The following is a 17,906-nucleotide window of genomic DNA, read 5'->3' as shown; positions in this document are numbered from 1 at the left end:
ACATCAACACCAAGCGCGTTTAATCACCTGATCTACCTTTCCTAAGGTACTCGCCTTCCGACCATCGTTTCGAATGAATCAATATCGCGCACATCAGTAAATGCTAAAGAGCAGTTGCCGCAGCAAACTGCTCTTTGTTTTTAAAACTGTAGTTTCCCGTTAACGTAATGAATGAACTTGTTTCTTGATGATTACATCAAGTACCTTCCCGTGATCGACTGCTCCGCATGGATGATCTGCGGAGGTGTGCCCTCGAACACCACCTGCCCGCCCTTGCTGCCTCCGTCCGGTCCTATATCGATGATCCAATCCGCTTGGCTGATTACATCGAGGTTGTGCTCGATGACGATCACCGTATTGCCGGCATCCACGAGGCGGTTCATAATCTCCAGAAGGTGACCGATATCTGACATATGCAGCCCGGTCGTCGGCTCGTCCATCACGTAGATGCTGCCTTTCTTATGCAGCTCGCTTGCCAGCTTGATTCGCTGGCATTCCCCGCCCGAGAGCGTGCTGAGCGGTTGGCCGAGTGTAATATAGTTCAGCCCCACATCACTCATCGCCTGGAGCTTGCGCACAACCTCTTTTAGCTGGAAAAAATCCAATGCCTGCTCCACCGTCATCTCCAGCACTTCCGCAATTGACTTTCCGTTCAGCTTGTACGCGAGCACTTCTTCCTTGAATCGTCTACCTCCGCATACATCGCATGGCAGCTTCACACTGTCAAGGAATGCAAGGTCAGTATACACTACACCCAGCCCTTGGCAGTTCTCGCAAGCTCCCTTGGAATTGAAGCTGAACAAGCTTTGACTCACCTTGTTCGCGGCTGCAAACGCCTTGCGCACATCATCCATAATGCCCGTGTAGGTTGCGGGATTCGAACGTGTTGACACGCCTACCGCCGACTGGTCGATGACGATCGCATCCGGATGCCGGCTGAGGAATACTTCGTTAATCAGCGTGCTCTTGCCCGAGCCGGCCACACCCGTAACGACGGTCAGCACTCCGGTCGGGATATCTACACTGACGTTCCGCAGGTTGTGCAGCGAGGCATCCTTGATGGACAGCTTGCCGGATGGCTGCCTGCAATCATGCTTCATCCGGAGCTGCCGCTTCATATGGGTGCCGGTCAATGTATCTGCCTCGAGCAGGCCTTGAAAGGTTCCTTCATACACGATGGTACCGCCGCGGCTGCCGGCGTAAGGACCGACATCCACGATATGATCCGCCACCTTGATCACATCGGGATCATGCTCGACGACGATCACGGTATTGCCCTTGTCGCGCAGCTTCTGAAGCAATTCATTTAACCGGTGTACATCACGGGGATGCAAGCCAATGCTAGGTTCATCAAAGATGTACGTGACATCCACCAGACTGCCGCTTAGGTGCTTCACCATCTTGACCCGCTGCGACTCGCCGCCGGACAATGTAGCCGTCTCGCGGTCCAGCGTCAAATAGTCAAGCCCGATGTCCACCAGATGCTGCAGCCGCTCTGTCAGCGACTTAACGATCGGGGCGGCGACAGAATCGTCAATCTCCCGAATGACGCGAATGAGCTGGCCGACCTCCATGGAGGACATCTCCGCAATGTTGAGTCCATTGACTTTGCAGCCGAGCGCGGCCTGACTGAGTCTCGCGCCGTGGCAGCTGGAACAGGGACCCTCGGTGATGTACGGCGCAACCGTTTTTTGTGTGCGCTCGGACTTCGTCTTCACATCCTGCTTGATGTATTTGTTGGTGAACTTCTCAATGACGCCTTCCACCGTAATGTTAATTGTCTTCCCTCCGAACAGCGTCGCCACTTTCCTCGCCTTGCCGTAAAGCAGTTGTTCCAGTTCCTCCTCCGAATAATCGCTCAGCTTCTTGTCGGGATCGAAGGGCCCCGACTGTACGATTATCGTCAAATCCATACTGTCCACCGAATAGCCCGGCAGCAGAATTGCCCCTTCATGGAGCGATTTTGACTTGTCCAGCGCCTTGCTCATGTTGACGCTCAGGCTGCGACCGATCCCGTTACATTCGGGACACATGCCTTGCGGATCGTTAAAAGAGAACATGTTGGCTTGTCCGACATAGGGCTGACCCGCTCGTGAGAATAGAAGACGGAGAATGGGAGAGATATCGGTAATCGTGCCCATCGTGGAATGGGAGCCGCCGCCCAGCCGCTTCTGATCGACGATAACAGCCATGCTCAGGTTCTCGATCGCGTCCGCATCCGGCTGCGGATAGCGGGGCAGGAAAGTACGCACGAACATGCTGAAGTTCTCATTCAGCAAGCGCGTGGATTCTGCGGCAATCGTATCGAAGACGATCGATGACTTGCCGGATCCGGATACCCCGGTGAATATCGTGATCTTCCGCTTGGGAATACGTAAGGATACGTTCTTTAGATTGTTTTCCCTGGCAGCCGAGATGACGATATATTCCTGATTAGATTCGCTCATGATTGACATCCTTCCGATAGTTAATTTCCACTTGAATTCTCATTGTACCATCCGCCGTGCATAGAAAGTATCAACCTGAGAGGTACTGCGATAGCTCTTCTCGGTTCTCATGTTTAGAAATGGCTGCCCCTCATGCTCTTGATGAGTACTGAAATCCGGACTATGTAAAGCATCCTTTTCGCGTTATCCACTTCCTCCCATAAGAACGGGGTTTAGCAGATGGGTCGATCACATACTAGCTTTATCCATACGTACCTAGTGTAAACATATCACTAAGCGACAAGAACTTGGCAGATTGTCCGGAAAAGATAGTAAACCGGCTGCATACGATATGCAGCCGGTTTAGGTTGATTCGGGTCAAGCATGGTTCAACTATCGTTCCCTTTGGTCTTAGCCTTCAGGAAAGAGATAGTCAGCACCGAATGCGGTTATTGTTCCAACAACTTTTCAAGATTGCCGCACCATTTGGTCCAACCATACTTGGCTCCATTAAGTGCTTGATCATTTGAGATGCCAGTTTGTTCGAGATGAAGGTTAACCTTCCCGTCTCCTAAATCCTTCAGCGTCCAGGTGACCGTATGTTTCTCCCCGCTGGCCCAAGTATAGGACAACCGGTTGGGTACGTCCACGACAAGCACTTCGCCTTCAATAATTCCGTTCCACCATTCGGTCGGCTGCGCGCGGAACTGAAAACGGTGTCCTACGACGGGCTTAAAATCATTCTCCATCGCTTGACCGGTGTGGATGTCGGCCACCCATTTGGCAAGCTTGCTTGAATCGGTTAAGGCGAACCAAAGCTTCTCAATCGATGTCTTGTACTGAAAATCCAGGGACAAGGTTAAACTCATTCTTCTTCCTCCTCTAATAGTCGGTTCAAGCGCAATAAATTCGTACTCCAGAACTTGCTGTAGAAAGCCACCCAATCTTGAATTTCTCTGAGTGGAGAGGCGTTTAGCCTAAATCGCGTTTCTCTGCCGACTTTACGGTCAAGTACCAGTCCGGCTTCTTTAAGGATGGTCAAATGTTTGGATACCGCTGTACGGCCCATTTGAAACTGTGCCGTTAATTCATGAAGAGGTATCTCCTCTGCTTCTGCTAACAGATGAATTAGCCGGCGCCTAGTTGGATCTGCAATCGCGTCAAACACATCTCGCAACTGATGGTCCTCGCTCACAACACCCTCTCCTAAGTCGTTCATTGATTCTCTTATTGGACACCATTTGGTGACACTTTTATTATATGACACCATTTGGTGTCTCGTCAAGCGGTATAGCCGCCGATCCCACCTTTAAAGTTTGTAAGAACTTGCCTGCATAAAAAAACCGCGCACTGCGCGGAACTTAACAAGTACAACTGGATTCAACTATGTTGGTTTTTTACTCCCCACTCACATAAATCTTCCAAAATGGGTAATAGGGTTTCCGCTTTATTTGTGAGACTGTACTCGACTTTAGGGGGAACTTGGGGATACTCTTTCCGTTTAACCAGGCCGTCCGCTTCCAATTCTTTTAATTGTGAACTCAATGTTTTATAAGTAATTGCTCCTATTTGTCTTTTCAGATCATTAAAGCGTACCGGCTGGTTTTCTGCTAAAAGATAAAGAATAACCATTTTCCATTTGCCGGAAATGACGGACATTGTATAACCAAAAGGTGTATCTTGAATATGTTTAACTTTTCCTTTATATTCAGCCATACTCATATTTACACTATCCTTTCGGGTAGTACCTATCAAAATAGTGCGTACTACTTAATTATTTGTGCTCAGTTTATACTAACCTTACTTTGAAGTAAAGGAGAGAAAAAAAATGACTACTGCTAAAACCTACAATCACGGTGTTGCGTGGGAAGAAGCTTTCAGTGTCTCCCAAGGCTACAGCATCAACGGCACTATCTGCATTTCGGGACAATTTTCCCACGATATGCAGGGTGAGTTCGTGGGCGAAGGCGATTTCGAGGCACAGACCAGGCAGACGCTGGAGAACCTCGACCGCGTGCTGGCGGGATTTGGTGTCACAAGGTCGAACATCGCCGAGATGGAAGTCTTTCTGACAAACCCTCAAGAACATTTCGAACCGTTCATCGTTTTGTATAAGGAGTATGTGGGCCACCATCGGCCGGCCGCAACCCTCGTCGGCGTATCGGGTCTGGCGTTCCCTCACCAACTGATTGAAATCCGCGCCGTCGCACACACCGGCTAACCCAGCTATACGAGACTTTGAGTGTCCTATCGGCAATTAGCCGAACACCTCTATACCGAGAGATACTGCAACTGGCGTAGAGGTGCTTTTTAGCTTACTGTTGAGCACCAAGATGAACTGTTAACCTTTTTGTATGAGAGATGAGTATTCCTATTATCAACGGCGGCAAATTAATTGTCGAATACCTTGTTTCGCAAAAAACGTTGTATGACAATGGAGAGGCGTGTACTCGATTTGTCTCGCCTCTGTACAAGTATACGATGTTCTTACCTGTAGTTCAGGTTTCGCATCTTGCTTCAAATGACAACTGCCGTATGAATCTGCGATCCATGCTTTGCTTGTTCCGGTAACGGTATTCGTATAAGACGGGCTCATGATAAGCGTATATGTGGAGTCACGCAAAAGAGCCGACCATCCGTAAGGGAGGTCGGCTCTTCGATGTTTCATTCTTTCAGTCCGGAAGAAGCTTCACGCGGCAAGCTTGCGCTCTGCTCGATCAACGAGACGATACGGTTTACGCTCGATATCGAATTGATCGTGATCGTCAGGTCCTCCTCATCGAATGCTGCTTGAAACAAAAAACCTTTCGCCCGCGGCGGCATCCAAATAATTTTTCATCCGATCACTCCTCCAATTGGGTCTCGATGGTAACGCCCGGTGCGTGCTTTCGGCTCATCATCTTGCGTTTTTTACGGTTTTCTTTCGTCTCGAACACAATGTCCAGATCGTAATTGTCCGGGTACAGCTCCTTGCTCTCGATGTGCATCTTCAGCCGCTTCCGGTTGATTTTGACCTTCTGCTTCTGGATCATCACCCCGACGTTGCCCCGGGCATCCTCGGTTTCAAACACAATACCGGTACGGCCCAAATAAGCGATATACACGCAATCGCCGACCCGGAAGCATTCAGGGACTTCCGGAACCGTCTTACCGGCGCCGTCTTCCGGCTCCTTCTCCGATGGAGGCAGAGTCACATCCATCATGGTCATTTCTTCCTGCGGATCGTCCGCATCCGCCGCGGAAGTTTCGCCCGGCTCCGGCTCAGATCCCGCGACCTGTGTCCCTTGCGGCGAGCTTTGCGGCAAGCCGCGCACGGTAATTTCGCGGGACCGCTCAATAAGGCCGGCGGGCAGGCCCAGCTTCAACGCGATCAGGAATGCGTAGCTCTGCCCCGCTTCTCCAATCCTCAGCCGGTACAGCGGCCGCAGCGTGTCCGTATCAAACTCCATACGGGCATTTTCGAACCCCGGCGTCACGTCGGCGAAGTTTTTGATTTCCGTAAAATGAGTCGTCGCCACGACGGTCGCTTCTCTTCGGTGCAGCTCTTCCAGAATGGCCACCGACAAGCCGACCCCTTCCCCCGGATCGGTTCCGGAAGCCATCTCATCGATCAGAATGAGCGTCGAACGATCGGCAAACTGCAGCATTTCATTGACATTCCGAATATGCGCGGAGAAAGTGCTGAGCGCATGCTCGATGCTTTGGCCGTCCCCGATATCAACGGCGAGATGGTTGAATACGGAAAGCAGGCTTCCTTCCCGTACCGGAATCAATAAACCCGACTGCGCCATGACAGTCAGCAGGCCGATCGTTTTCAGCGAAAGGGTCTTGCCTCCGGTATTCGGTCCCGTAATAATGAGCGACTTAAATCTCCGTCCAATGACGAAGTTCAAGGGAACCATCGGCCGGTTCAGCAGCGGATGCTTCGCTTCGCGCAGGTCGATGATCCCTTGATCGTTCAGCTCCACATTGGAGCCTCCGATGCTCAGAGCATATTTGGCCTTGGCAAATATGAAATCATAGGTGCCTACCGTCTCGACGTTCGTCAGAAACTGTTGATCGCAGCTCTCCGCCAGCGCGGTCAAATCGCTGAGTACTTTCAGCTCCTCCCGGGCTTCCTCCGCTTTCAGTCCCGACAGCTCGAACTGAATCGTCATGACCTCGGCCGGTTCGATATACACCGTTTGGCCGCTTGCCGACTCGTCGAGCGCCGTCCCCTTCACCAGCTTGCGGTGCTCTTTCTTGACCGGCAGCACATAGCGTCCGTTGCGCGTGCTGAGGACATGCTCCTGCAGAATGGAGCGGTGGCGGCTCATCAAGGAGTCCAGTTTACTCTTCAGACGTTCCTCGAATACGGCCAGCCGCTTGCGGACTTTCATGAGCTCCTTACTCGCGGAGTCGGCCACTTGCCCGTGACGGATACACCGTTCGATCTCCGATTTCAGCACATCCATCGTATACATGGAAGCCGCATAAGAGCTAACCCGAGGCGCTGCCCCGCTTTTCGCGGCCATATACCTCATGAGCTGCGCGCAGCTGGTCAGAAATTGGTGAATGTGCATGAAGTCCTTTTCACCTAACACGTAGCCCGTTCCCAGCAGGCTCAAAATATTCTCCATGCCTTCCAATGAAGGAATCGGGACGCTGGCGCCGTGCTGAAGCAGGGACTTCGCTTCCGCCGTCTCGTCCAACTTCGCCCGCACGACGGACATCGCCGTTAAAGGAAGCAGCTCGATAATCTGCCGCTTTCCGAGATACGATACGGCATATTCCGCCAGAGCTTCTTTGATTTTGCCGTATTCCAAACGCTGCAATGCTTTTTCATTCATGGGTGATCTCTCCTTGTACGAAAATAAAAAAAGACAGAGAATGAACGTGCGTCATTCTCTGCCTTTTAATGTTATGCCTAAATAAGAGCGCCTGATAAAACAGAAAATCCGTGCTGAACTCAGCACGGATGACAGGCGCAATGATAGGCATATACCTATGGCATTGTATGATATCCGTTGTTCTTAACTAATTCCGAGTTGACTGTAAATCCATGGCTAAATAAACCTTGCTTAACAGCAAAATTCACGCATGAATCTCCAGAACCCTCATTATGGAATTTGATTAGTTAAGAACGTTCACCGACATCAAAATCTCTCCCTTAGGCAATAATTATTTTCAACAATACCTTACTCCCCCGGTGAATGTCAAGTACTATAAAATCTCACGGTTCATCTCGTCTCATTCGAATCCATGGATGTCGGCGTCCCCTAAATCGTCATGCCTGAACTGCACCCGGCGCAACCGGCCGTAAGCCCCCTCCGCAGCGAGCAGTCACATGTAGTTGCCCTGCTCGGCAATGCCTTGGTCCGCGTTCAGCCGGCATGCTCCGCTCACAATTTTACTCCGTACATATTTCAGGATTGTGGCGAAGATCTTACCCTTCTCCATATAGGGTTAAATCTGCTGCTCTTTTAACTTTTCATCCTCATTTTTTTGACCGCGTTTTCGGCAGCCTCCATAATCACTTCTCCCAATGTAGGATGGGGGTGAATCGTCATAGCCAAGTCCTCCACGGTAGCCCCCATCTCGATAGCAAGCGCAAGCTCCGACACGAGTGTTGATGCCTCCACTCCTACGATTTGTGCGCCCATCACGATTCCAGAGGCCGGGTCCGCGACAATCTTGACAAATCCTTCGGGTTCCCTCAATGCCAATGCTCTTCCGTTAATCCCGAAAGAAGCTTTGCCAATCACAACCGGGACGGCGTTGGCCTTTGCTTCCGTTTCGCTTATGCCGACGCTGGACAGCTCCGGATCAGAAAAGACGACGAGCGGCATGGCTCTATAATCAATCTCGGACGTAAGGCCTGCAATGGCTTCTGCCGCCACCTTGGCTTCATAGGACGCCTTGTGAGCGAGGGCCGGACCAGCCGTAATATCTCCAATTGCGAAAATATGCGGGATAGCCGTTCTGCACTGTTCGTCCGTCGCGATCAATCCCCTGCTCGTCACCGGCAGGCCTATGCGTTCCAGTCCCAACTTGCCGTCCGTATTTGGTTTTCTGCCGATAGTGACTAATACATAGTCCGCTGTAACATGATGCTGCTCCTGATTTTTTGAATAATGCAGTGCAATTGAATCCGCATTCTGTACGACGTGTTCAGCTGTCGCCCCGGTAATCATGTTAATACCATCGGCTTTCAACCGCCGAACAACAGGGGCCACAAGGTCCGCCTCGAATCCAGGCAGCACTTGTTCTCCTCCCTCCAGAATCGTTACCTTCGTTCCAAATTTGGCATACATTTGCCCCAGTTCGACACCGATATATCCACCGCCTATAACGACCAGGCTGGCCGGAACCTCAGGGAGCGCCAGAGCTTCTGTAGAAGACAAAACACGTCCTCCAACAGGGAATGCTTGAAGCTCAATCGGACGAGATCCTGTTGCCAGTATGACGTACTTAAAAGAAACGGTTTGCTCCTGTCCGGATTGTTCGATAACAGCTGTATGTTCATCGACCAATCTAGCCTCTCCTTCCAGAATGCTCACACCCGCAGTATTTAATAAATAACGGACTCCGCCTGCCTGCTTAGTCACAATCCCTTGCTTGAAATCCTGCGCATTCTTAAATGACGCAGCCGCATCTGCCTGATTGAACGATCGAAACAAATCATAGCGATGCGATTCTGCAATTAATGCTTTGGATGGAATGCAACCCACGTTCGTGCAGACTCCGCCAAGCTGGCCGCGTTCGACAATCGCCGTCTTCATACCAAGCTGTGAAGATCGCAGCGCCGCCACATAACCTCCCGGACCTGATCCAATAACCAACGTTTCTACGGATTCAAGCTTACTCATATCCCGATACCTCCAAGTTGAAGTCGTTTTATATTATGATGACCATAATATATTATAATCATCATATTTTAAAGCCGTCAACAGCCGCGATTAGCCTTTCTTGAACTGACAATTACGGGCCCCCCTAAATTGACAGGTTTTATTATGACGCTTATAATATTTTGAAAACAGAATGATGAAGCAATGGGGTGATTACAATGCCGTATCCCAAAGGCCATAAGACAAAAGTGCGGAATAAGATCGTTGAAAGTGCTGCCCAGGCTTTTCGCACCAAGGGTATTCAAGACGTAAGCGTTCCGTTCATTATGAAGGGGGCCGGATTGACTCATGGAGGGTTTTATGCACACTTTGACAACAAAGAACAACTGGTTGCCGAAACCTGCCGATATGCCATAACCGATACCATCGCGCTATTGCAGAAAGCCGCCGATCAGGAGAAGCAGACCCCAAAAATCAATACGGTCATTGATTATTATTTAAGTACGTATCACCGCGACAAAACGGAGATGGGCTGCATTATTCCTGCCCTTTCTGCCGAAATCTCCCGTTCTTCAGAAGACGTCCGGCAAGTATTCACCCATGAAGTGGAGCGGATGATTGCTTTTATCTCCAATCTCGCCGAAATTGACGCGTCCAAAGGCAGCGCACTGTTCAGTACCATGGTGGGCTCTCTTGTTCTTGCACGGACAGTGAATGATCCTGAACTGAGCGGCAGCCTTCTCTCGGCGGGCAAGCAGTCTGCCAAAGAACTGGTAAGGGCCTTCCATACTTGATAGGATCCATGATCACGGCTGGACTCGTGTATCCTCTAACAGTCCATTCTATAAATAATCTCCAAACAGCTCCGTTATGATCTCTTCGTTCGGCTTTAACGAACCTCGCCATCCTGCCCAAGGCACCTCCAGATCCGAGCGTCCTTTCGTATTATTCAATCGGTCCTCACAGGCAGCGATATCTCCAAAATCCGTCCAAGTGTATGGGGTCAATGTTAAAAACGGATTCGGAATTACACCTACAATGGCCAGGGTATCTAAAATTCCTCGCTTAGTGTATTTGTCACCGCTTAAAATCTTGGCAGCTATTAAACGCTTTTCAAATTGGCCAGGCGTTTCGTCATCGGAGGCAATCCGAAGCAAATCAATTAGTTTAGAAAAAGTTTGAACATCTTGCTCGGTCGGTTGTACAGCAGGCGCGTTCAAAAGATGGTTCAGATTGAGGTATGCGTAATGGGGCTGAGATGTATAGGCATGTCCGATATAGAGACAGTATTGAAAGTAAGCGTCATTTTCAAAACTCGGCTCGTCTTTTCCCTGACAAACCCAGCAGCACGCAAAGTGTCCTTGCTCATCGTAATTATGCCTAGTCAGCGTATTTAATTTGTGCCAGGCCGATAAAACGGAACGCCCTCGAGGATAGCTTCCGCCAACCCCGGCAATGAAGGTTTCTATGCATCTTTTTTGGCTGAGAGCAGGGTTTCCTTTCAATGAAAGCAGCTTTTGCAAAATGTCATCATGATTAGCAAAAGATACGATATCGTTGGCACTCCATCCATATTGCTCCAACATTTCTCGTTCTTTTTCTGACAATGTGCTTTCCGAATAAATGGAAACCGACCGACCGCGATCATAGTCGTAATTGTCGGAACGATACAGCTTTTTGAGTATACGCATGATTTGTGGAGTCATACAATCCAATCCTTTCATAGTTTTTTCGTTTAGAGAGTATTCAGTTTCCACTCCAATTGCTCGTTTCAGTTACAATAGCACGGGCTGATATTTTTTCCAAGATGAAAAGCCCGCAATCTAGAGTTTGAGTGTGCTCGTGAGCAGCTTCCTTTTTTGCGGACTGATCCGTCTTATTCGGGGTCAACAGAGCCGTTTCCGGTGCACATGTTCCTGCTGACAAAAGAAGAATGACCTCCCTGGATATTCTGGTTAGTTCTCTCAGCAGCTTGGCCCGCAACTCGGGATGAAGCACTCGGATCACATCCGTCACGATACAAAGCTCAAACGTATTTGCCGGCAGGAAAGTGCGTAAGCCCAGCGAGTATTCGACTACTCGGGAAGGAAACTCTGCGCGGAAAAGTTCAAGCGTAGGCCGGTTATGCACATAGATACGCGAGACATCCAGGTATCTCACCAGTTCAGGATCATCGGCGCCGATCAGCAGCGTATGGGAGGATAATGCTGTGCAGGCAGAGACCTTATCAAGCTCTTCGGCTGAATAGGCCGCAAGCTTGGGGAGCTGCAGCGTATTCATTTTTTCAATGAATGCACCGTAGAAATGCCCCTGGGCACCAGCATCCCCGCATCCAGAAAACAAACATATTCTCCGGCAGCTTCCCGGAGTCCCGTGTTTCTGGCGCAGGACCTTCCGGAATATTCATCGCGGGGCCGGTACATATACCGGAGCTTAGGTAAAACGGAACGAATCTGCTCGACTTTTATAACCATACAGGGGTCAATAAATTTGTGAAAAATAAAAATTATGTTTTCGAAATTATTTCTAATAATTATATTTTACTACTAATTAATTGAAAAAATAACCATTTTATATATAATCAAGAGTAGGAAACAGAGATTAAAGGAGGCATTATGACAATTTACGCGGACAACGAACAGGATCAGCTCCTCATATCCGATCTTCTGCTGCAAACGGACGGAACGACAACGCGAACGATCGAGATTATCGTCCGTAATCAAGTGAATATTCATGTGTATGAACATGAACGGGCAGTTTCGGAATCCGTTCCGGAAGACGTCCGGCAAGCTTTTCCGGCCAACGGACAGTTCATCAGACGCCTATCGAGCCTAACATTGCCCGGCCGTGTGTTATCTTTCAATATTGTGTATGCGAACCTGCCGACACTCCCGGCAGATTTGGCCAGGCAGCTCGATAACCGGCAATTTCCGCTCGGCAAACTGCTGGCTGAATATCCGACACGAAGGGAAATAACGGAGACAGGAATCGAACACAGAAGCAGCATGGAAGCATTCGCACCCTATTCCCTGGCCACTTCCACTTACCTTATGAAAAAATATAAAATCATGGGGGGAGATTCGTGCTGGTTCTACCTGATCGAATATTTTGACTTGGACGCCATTGTCCGTTCCGCTTCCCGCATTACCTCCGCCAGCGAACAATAATGCCACACTCACACAAATCGCTTTTGGAGGTTTTCGGAATATAGAAAAAACCACCTTTTGAAGTAAAGGTGAGTTCGGTCTGAAGCAACGGATTCTGAATGACTTTAAGGCAGAACATTTTCACTTGAATTTTATGGTCATCAAAAAAGCAATAAACAGAATACAACAGCCCGCTATGAAGGGAGCGAACATATTCATATCAAATAAGAATCCGGCCTGAATGGGCCCTATGATATTGCCTAAACTCATATAGGCATTATTCATTCCGGCCACATATCCTTGTTCGTTCCCTGCCATCTTCGATAATCGTGTATTGAGAGCTGGACGGAGCATGGCGGTTGCAAAGAAAATACCGGAAGTTATAAGGAAGATACTCCAGAAGTCCTTGACCAAAACAAGCCCGGCATAGGCAATAGCGGTAACAAGAAGAGAGCCTTTTATGACCTTATTTTCACCAAACTTCTTAATCACTTTCGCCACAATTAACGCTTGCATGGCAACTCCAATGACAGCACCTGTCGTCAGAATGACGGCAATACTTTGGGGGGTAAATTGAAAACGCTGCGTTACATATAACCCAAGAACCGATTCATAATTAGCGAGTCCAAAAGTCATCACCAGGACAAGGATAAAGAGGACGGCGTACTTTGATTTCACGGATCTCGCATATTGTTTAAGCAACGATTCCTTCCGGGTAACCGCTGCCCGCGCCGCTTTCATTTGTTCTCTCGACAAACTTTCGGGTAAACAAATCATCGAAAAAATGACTCCGACCAGAGCCGCACCTGTCGCTACATAGAGCGGCACTCTCGTTCCATACCCTGCGAGAATTCCTCCCAGCCCCGGTCCGATAACAAATCCGAATGACATGGCTGCGGCTAATAGACTATTTCCTTTAGCACGCTCCTCGGTTGTTGTAATGTCCGCTACATATGCCATCATTGGCGGAACAATCATAGCTGCCGACACTCCCTCCAGTAACCTGGATGTATACAACATCCACAGCGCATCTCCAACAGCGAATATAAATTTAGCTGCAGCAAAGATAACGGCGCCTGCAACGATGAACACTTTCCTCCCGTATCGGTCAGACTGTTGTCCGGTTATTGGAGATAACAAGAACTGGGTAATTCCATAGGCTGCTACCAATAATCCCATCGACTGCCCGCTTGCTCCAAATTGAGTGATCAGTTCCGGCAGGATGGGAGTGATTAAGCCAACCCCCACCATAACTATGAAAATATTGATCATTAGTACAGCCAGTACCATTCTTTTTTTAGATAGTTTAAACATGCTGAGCCTCCTGATTTTTCGAAAAAAATTATAAGATCATCCATTCACGGGTGTTCCTGTATTATTTTCCATACAAAAAACCTCCTTATCCTTTTCCGGATAGGAGGCATACATACGAACAACAAGTCACACGGCTTCCTTTAAAGAAGCAATGTCTTATCGTTCCTATAAAAAAGCCCGCACTAATCCTATCCCACAAAAGAAAATTCGTATGTCTACGATATTTTCTTTTGTGGGATAGGATTAGTAGATCATTGGCTTAGGGTCACCCTTTCGATACAAATTCTTTTTCAGAGTAACATAAAGACCAAGGTTTTGTTAGGGAGAAAACTCTTAAAGTCGTTTAATCATATGAATATCGCAGGGCTCTTTTTCAAATAGCTCCTCATCGACTTCCGACGTAACGGCCGAACCGCAGCTTGTGTAAAAATTTACAGCGGATTCTGTTTCTGTAGAGGAGATGTATAAGTACTTCGCGCCTTTTTCAATGGCCGCTTTACTTAACTCATCCATTATCCGGCTGCCTATTCCTTGTCTCCGGTAATCCCGGGTAACATACATGAGGTCTATCTGAAGCCGGTCATTCTCTTGGCCTCTAAACTTATTAGCCAGGACACCGAACCCGACTAATGTATCGCCATCGTATGCTCCGAAAGCTGTACCGCCGTTTTTTAGCTCATACTCATACCTTGAAATGACAGCGTTATAATCGTCTTCTTTCCAGTTAGGGCATTCATGACCTGTTTTTACTTCCTCCAGATCTTCATTCTTACATGTATAGATAAGCTCTATCGTTTCGGAACGATCTATATCGCGTATTTTAAACGAATCTTCGAGTTTCATCTGAATGATTGAAACCATACTCTCCCCCCTATTGCATCTCTGCGTTTTACTTCATATTAATTAAATATCTCTGCGAATAAAAGCTGACGTTGAAAACTATTTTGATGAGAATCGCCGTGCAACCGCCACGCATAGTACGACACCGATATTTACGACAAAGATCGGCCAGCCGATCGACTCGTGCAGAACGACAGCCGAAAGCAGCAGGCCGAAGAAAGGCTGGAGAAGTTGCAACTGCCCGACTGCGGCTATGCCTCCCTGGGCAAGACCACGATACCAGAATACGAAACCGATGAGCATACTGAACAGGGACACATAAGCAAGGCTTAACATTGCGGAAGTACTTATACCCGCCCATGAAACCGGCATGTAATAAAACGAGAGCAGTAACATAACGGGAAGCGACAGAACGAGCGCCCAGGAGATCACCTGCCAGCCGCCAAGCCTCCGTGAAAGCCGTCCCCCTTCCGCATAACCGTAACCGCATACGATGATAGAAGCCAGCATTAACGTATCACCGACCGGCGAAGATGCAGCCCCTTGCGTTAGAGCGAATCCAGCTACAAGGGAGCTGCCTAGAGCCGATAAGATCCAAAAGGTTGGTTGAGGCCGTTCACCTCCCCGCAGCACGCCGAAGATCGCCGTCGAAAGCGGCAGAAGTCCAATGTAAATAATGGCATGCGCGGATGTGACGTACTGAAGCGCCAAGGCTGTCAGCAGCGGAAAACCTACTACCACGCAGAGTGCTACTAACAATAACGGAACGATATCGCTTCGGACAGGCCGTTGCTGCCGGAAGATGAGGAGAAGGACTCCCGCCAACAACCCTGCAATTGCGGCGCGGCTTACGGTAAGGAATAACGGATCAAGATCCGTCACAGCCAGCCGTGTTGCGGGCAGCGAGCCGCTGAAAATAAGCACGCCTACGAAACCATGGATCCAGCCTCTTGTCGTTTGGTTCATTACAATCACCCCAATATTTACTCTACAAAAATGCACCCGACACTTTGAGCGGACAAAGTAATAAAATAATCGTATAATACACTTCTGTATGAATAGTTGTATTATAATAGTCACAAAATAACCTGTATATTGAATATTTATCTGTCTGTATGGGTACAGATATCGGACCAAATCATTCAAGTTGGGAGAATTTTTATGACCAATAAAAAAGAAACCATTCTGCAAATTATCCGTGCGGACATAGTCAATGGTCTCGTTAAACCGGGTCAGAAGCTGCCCTCTATTCGTATGCAGAGCCAGAGATTCGGCTGTAGTCTTAACACCATTATTAGTGTTTATCAGGAACTCGAAAATCAATATCTTATTTATTCCCGTCCGAAGAGCGGTTATTTCGTCGTAGCGCAAGAAGCGCTCCTTCCCCTGCTGCAAACAAAACGAATCGATTTTGCGTCAGCGGCTCCCGACCCCGCGTCGATTCCGCAAACGGATTTTCGTCAATGCTTGAACAAAGCGATGGAATTATTTGAGGCGTCGATATTCACTTATCCCGATCCACAGGGGTTGCTTTCTCTTCGCCAGGAGATCGTGAAGCTTTTTCAGCAGCAGCAGGTTTTCCCTTCGGCACAGCAGGTTTTTATATTTTCAGGCGCTCAGCAAGCTCTTCATCTTCTGTCCGGGATGCCTTTCCCAAACGGAAAAACGAACATTCTGGTCGAGCAGCCAACGTATTGGGGAATGCTTGCCGCACTTAAGACACAAAGACAAACCGTAATCGGGATCGAAAGAACTCCTGACGGGATTGATTGGGCAGCTTTGGAACGCCATTTTCAAAGCAACCATATCAAGTTTTTTTATACGATCCCTCGATTCCATAATCCGTTAGGCACTTCTTATACAGCGGAGGACAAACAGCGGCTGGCTGAACTCGCCAAAGCCAATGACGTTTACATTGTGGAGGATGATTATCTTGCGGATTTGGAAACAAACAGCAAAGCAGATCCGATTCACGCTTATAATGGGGCCAGTCATGTCATTTATCTAAGAAGTTTTTCCAAAGTGATGCTGCCCGGATTAAGGATTGCCGCTGCCGCAGTACCCGATTCGTTTATTCCTATCCTCCAGTGGCATAAACATTCGGCGGATCTGAGCACCTCGGTTCTTTCTCAAGGTGTACTTGAGATTTATATGAAGTCCGGAATGTATGCTCATCATGCAAAGCAGATGAAATCCTTGTACAATCATCGCATTAAACATCTAAAGGAAGTTTCACAGCGAGTATTGCCCAAAGAATGCTTAGCTACCATTCCATCATGCGGAGGGCTTTTCGCTTCCATTCAACTTCCAGACTCCATTCATCCGGAAGATGTGGTCAACCGTTTGGAGAATCGCGGCGTGGATATACTGTCGGCCGACAGGCATTTCCTTCCTTCTTTCCCCAAATCTAACTTGCTGCGCCTTAGCATTATTCGGACGGATGAGCAGGATATTGAAGAAGGGATCCGCATCATTTCCGAAGAATTGGAGCGTGCCCCGTTTACAAGCAGATCTCCTAAGCCTTTCTTCCGGCTGTGAGCAGAATATGCACGGAATATTACTGCGCAAAAAAACCTGTCGAATCGACAGGTTTTAATCATTTTTACGACCCATTGTTCATTCTATTCTTGAGGTCGTTGACATTCGAACCGCTTTTGCCTTCCCGTTCTTCAATTTCGTTATCTCTAGTGTTCATGAGCCGGCGGCGCGGGGAGTCCGTGCAATTGCAGAAGTAAATGCGTGCAGGGCCCACTGTACAGCGGAAGCATCAGAAAAACCCGGTCAAATGACCGGGCTTTTCCTGCTTACTCATTTTGCGTCATTGTCATCCGCAAGCAAACTTCGGATATAAAATTCCTGCTGTTTAAGCATATAATCCGAAGCATTTCTCAGCAGCTCGGCAAAGAGCAGGCTTTTCTCCTCCCCTAGATGCTCAACGAGACCGACGAACATATTGAGGCGGGCTTCATTAATGTGTTGGATATACTTTTTGCCTTTATCCGAAAGCCGGATTCTGACAACCCGCCGATCGGCGGGATCGGCGTGACGCTCGACAAGTCCCTGTCCTTCCAGACTGTTGATATGCTGGGTTACCGTTGGCGAAGTGACATTCAGTTTTCCGCTGATTTCCGAAACTTTCATTCCGGGGCTTTCATCTTCGACATTCATACTAATGAAATAGAGAACCATTATTTCGCCCGGCTTTTGATTGTGTACCGCGCGATTCTGCATCATATTTCCGCCGACCTGCGCTTGGAAATACGATTCCATTAACTGCTCTGCGGTTTGCTTCCGCTCATCCGCCAATCCATTCACTCCCCTAATATGAATAACATGTGAGATGCAAAGACACG

At 48.5% G+C, this 17,906-nt stretch carries 18 protein-coding genes; 5 read left to right on the top strand and 13 right to left on the bottom strand.

The window, feature by feature from the left end; translation table 11 throughout:
* Window positions 1–191: 191 nt before the first annotated feature.
* From AC2TF6_RS13570 to AC2TF6_RS13555, 4 genes are all read right to left on the bottom strand, one after another.
* Window positions 192–2,447, bottom strand: a complete 2,256-nt coding sequence (locus AC2TF6_RS13570) for an ATP-binding cassette domain-containing protein (RefSeq protein ID WP_491311470.1) — start codon at window positions 2,445–2,447, stop codon at window positions 192–194.
* A gap of 428 nt (window positions 2,448–2,875) precedes the next feature.
* Window positions 2,876–3,295 (bottom strand): SRPBCC family protein, encoded by a 420-nt coding sequence (locus tag AC2TF6_RS13565; protein ID WP_491311469.1) that lies wholly within the window; start codon window positions 3,293–3,295, stop codon window positions 2,876–2,878.
* Window positions 3,292–3,645 carry an ArsR/SmtB family transcription factor gene (locus tag AC2TF6_RS13560; protein ID WP_491311468.1) on the bottom strand — a complete coding sequence of 118 codons (354 nt, stop codon included), beginning with the start codon at window positions 3,643–3,645 and terminating at the stop codon, window positions 3,292–3,294. The genes AC2TF6_RS13565 and AC2TF6_RS13560 overlap by 4 nt, the downstream gene beginning before the upstream one ends.
* A 161-nt stretch (window positions 3,646–3,806) precedes the next feature.
* Window positions 3,807–4,148, bottom strand: a complete 342-nt coding sequence (locus AC2TF6_RS13555; protein ID WP_491311467.1) for a winged helix-turn-helix transcriptional regulator — start codon at window positions 4,146–4,148, stop codon at window positions 3,807–3,809.
* A 106-nt stretch (window positions 4,149–4,254) separates the two neighbouring features.
* On the opposite strand from AC2TF6_RS13555, the gene AC2TF6_RS13550 reads away from it, so the two are divergent.
* Window positions 4,255–4,647, top strand: a complete 393-nt coding sequence (locus tag AC2TF6_RS13550) for a RidA family protein (protein WP_491311466.1) — start codon at window positions 4,255–4,257, stop codon at window positions 4,645–4,647.
* Window positions 4,648–5,085: 438 nt separating this feature from the next.
* Window positions 5,086–5,220, top strand: a complete 135-nt coding sequence (locus tag AC2TF6_RS13545) for a hypothetical protein (RefSeq protein WP_491311465.1) — start codon at window positions 5,086–5,088, stop codon at window positions 5,218–5,220.
* Between the two features lie 49 nt (window positions 5,221–5,269).
* Here AC2TF6_RS13545 and AC2TF6_RS13540 read toward each other — a convergent pair whose 3' ends face one another.
* Window positions 5,270–7,255, bottom strand: a complete 1,986-nt coding sequence (locus tag AC2TF6_RS13540) for an endonuclease MutS2 (protein WP_491311464.1) — start codon at window positions 7,253–7,255, stop codon at window positions 5,270–5,272.
* Window positions 7,256–7,888: 633 nt separating this feature from the next.
* Window positions 7,889–9,274, bottom strand: a complete 1,386-nt coding sequence (lpdA, locus tag AC2TF6_RS13535) for a dihydrolipoyl dehydrogenase (protein WP_491311463.1) — start codon at window positions 9,272–9,274, stop codon at window positions 7,889–7,891.
* A 197-nt stretch (window positions 9,275–9,471) separates the two neighbouring features.
* Here lpdA and AC2TF6_RS13530 point away from each other — a divergent pair, with 197 nt between their 5' ends.
* Entirely contained in the window at window positions 9,472–10,047 is a 576-nt protein-coding gene (locus AC2TF6_RS13530) for a TetR/AcrR family transcriptional regulator (protein WP_491311462.1), read from the top strand.
* Window positions 10,048–10,095: 48 nt separating this feature from the next.
* Here AC2TF6_RS13530 and AC2TF6_RS13525 read toward each other — a convergent pair whose 3' ends face one another.
* From AC2TF6_RS13525 to AC2TF6_RS13515, 3 genes are read right to left on the bottom strand one after another with little or no spacing between them, the layout of a single operon-like run.
* Complete coding sequence (locus AC2TF6_RS13525; RefSeq protein WP_491311461.1) at window positions 10,096–10,959, bottom strand: hypothetical protein; 864 nt, start codon at window positions 10,957–10,959, stop codon at window positions 10,096–10,098.
* A gap of 40 nt (window positions 10,960–10,999) precedes the next feature.
* Complete coding sequence (locus tag AC2TF6_RS13520; protein ID WP_491311742.1) at window positions 11,000–11,596, bottom strand: hypothetical protein; 597 nt, start codon at window positions 11,594–11,596, stop codon at window positions 11,000–11,002.
* Window positions 11,530–11,676 carry a glycosyltransferase family A protein gene (locus AC2TF6_RS13515; RefSeq protein ID WP_491311644.1) on the bottom strand — a complete coding sequence of 49 codons (147 nt, stop codon included), beginning with the start codon at window positions 11,674–11,676 and terminating at the stop codon, window positions 11,530–11,532. The genes AC2TF6_RS13520 and AC2TF6_RS13515 overlap by 67 nt, the downstream gene beginning before the upstream one ends.
* A 192-nt stretch (window positions 11,677–11,868) precedes the next feature.
* Here AC2TF6_RS13515 and AC2TF6_RS13510 point away from each other — a divergent pair, with 192 nt between their 5' ends.
* On the top strand, window positions 11,869–12,420 hold the full coding sequence (locus tag AC2TF6_RS13510) for a chorismate pyruvate-lyase family protein (protein WP_491311460.1): 552 nt from the start codon (window positions 11,869–11,871) through the stop codon (window positions 12,418–12,420).
* A gap of 120 nt (window positions 12,421–12,540) precedes the next feature.
* On the opposite strand, the gene AC2TF6_RS13505 is transcribed toward AC2TF6_RS13510, so the two are convergent.
* The 3 genes from AC2TF6_RS13505 to AC2TF6_RS13495 all read right to left on the bottom strand — a co-directional run bounded on the left by AC2TF6_RS13505 (window position 12,541) and on the right by AC2TF6_RS13495 (window position 15,519).
* Window positions 12,541–13,713: an MFS transporter gene (locus AC2TF6_RS13505; protein WP_491311459.1), complete on the bottom strand. Its 1,173-nt coding sequence runs from the start codon at window positions 13,711–13,713 to the stop codon at window positions 12,541–12,543.
* 333 nt (window positions 13,714–14,046) lie between these two features.
* A complete protein-coding gene (locus AC2TF6_RS13500; RefSeq protein ID WP_491311458.1) occupies window positions 14,047–14,574 on the bottom strand; it encodes a GNAT family N-acetyltransferase in 528 nt (175 codons plus the stop codon).
* Window positions 14,575–14,652: 78 nt separating this feature from the next.
* Window positions 14,653–15,519 carry a DMT family transporter gene (locus AC2TF6_RS13495; protein WP_491311457.1) on the bottom strand — a complete coding sequence of 289 codons (867 nt, stop codon included), beginning with the start codon at window positions 15,517–15,519 and terminating at the stop codon, window positions 14,653–14,655.
* Window positions 15,520–15,714: 195 nt separating this feature from the next.
* On the opposite strand from AC2TF6_RS13495, the gene AC2TF6_RS13490 reads away from it, so the two are divergent.
* Window positions 15,715–17,091 carry an aminotransferase-like domain-containing protein gene (locus tag AC2TF6_RS13490; protein ID WP_491311456.1) on the top strand — a complete coding sequence of 459 codons (1,377 nt, stop codon included), beginning with the start codon at window positions 15,715–15,717 and terminating at the stop codon, window positions 17,089–17,091.
* Window positions 17,092–17,361: 270 nt separating this feature from the next.
* Here AC2TF6_RS13490 and AC2TF6_RS13485 read toward each other — a convergent pair whose 3' ends face one another.
* A complete protein-coding gene (locus AC2TF6_RS13485; protein WP_491311455.1) occupies window positions 17,362–17,868 on the bottom strand; it encodes a MarR family winged helix-turn-helix transcriptional regulator in 507 nt (168 codons plus the stop codon).
* Between the last annotated feature and the right edge of the window lie 38 nt (window positions 17,869–17,906).

Source organism: Paenibacillus sp. JNUCC 35, assembly GCF_058269095.1.
The sequence above is the reverse complement of the archived record's forward strand: the minus strand, read 5'-3'. Positions and strand labels throughout refer to the sequence as shown.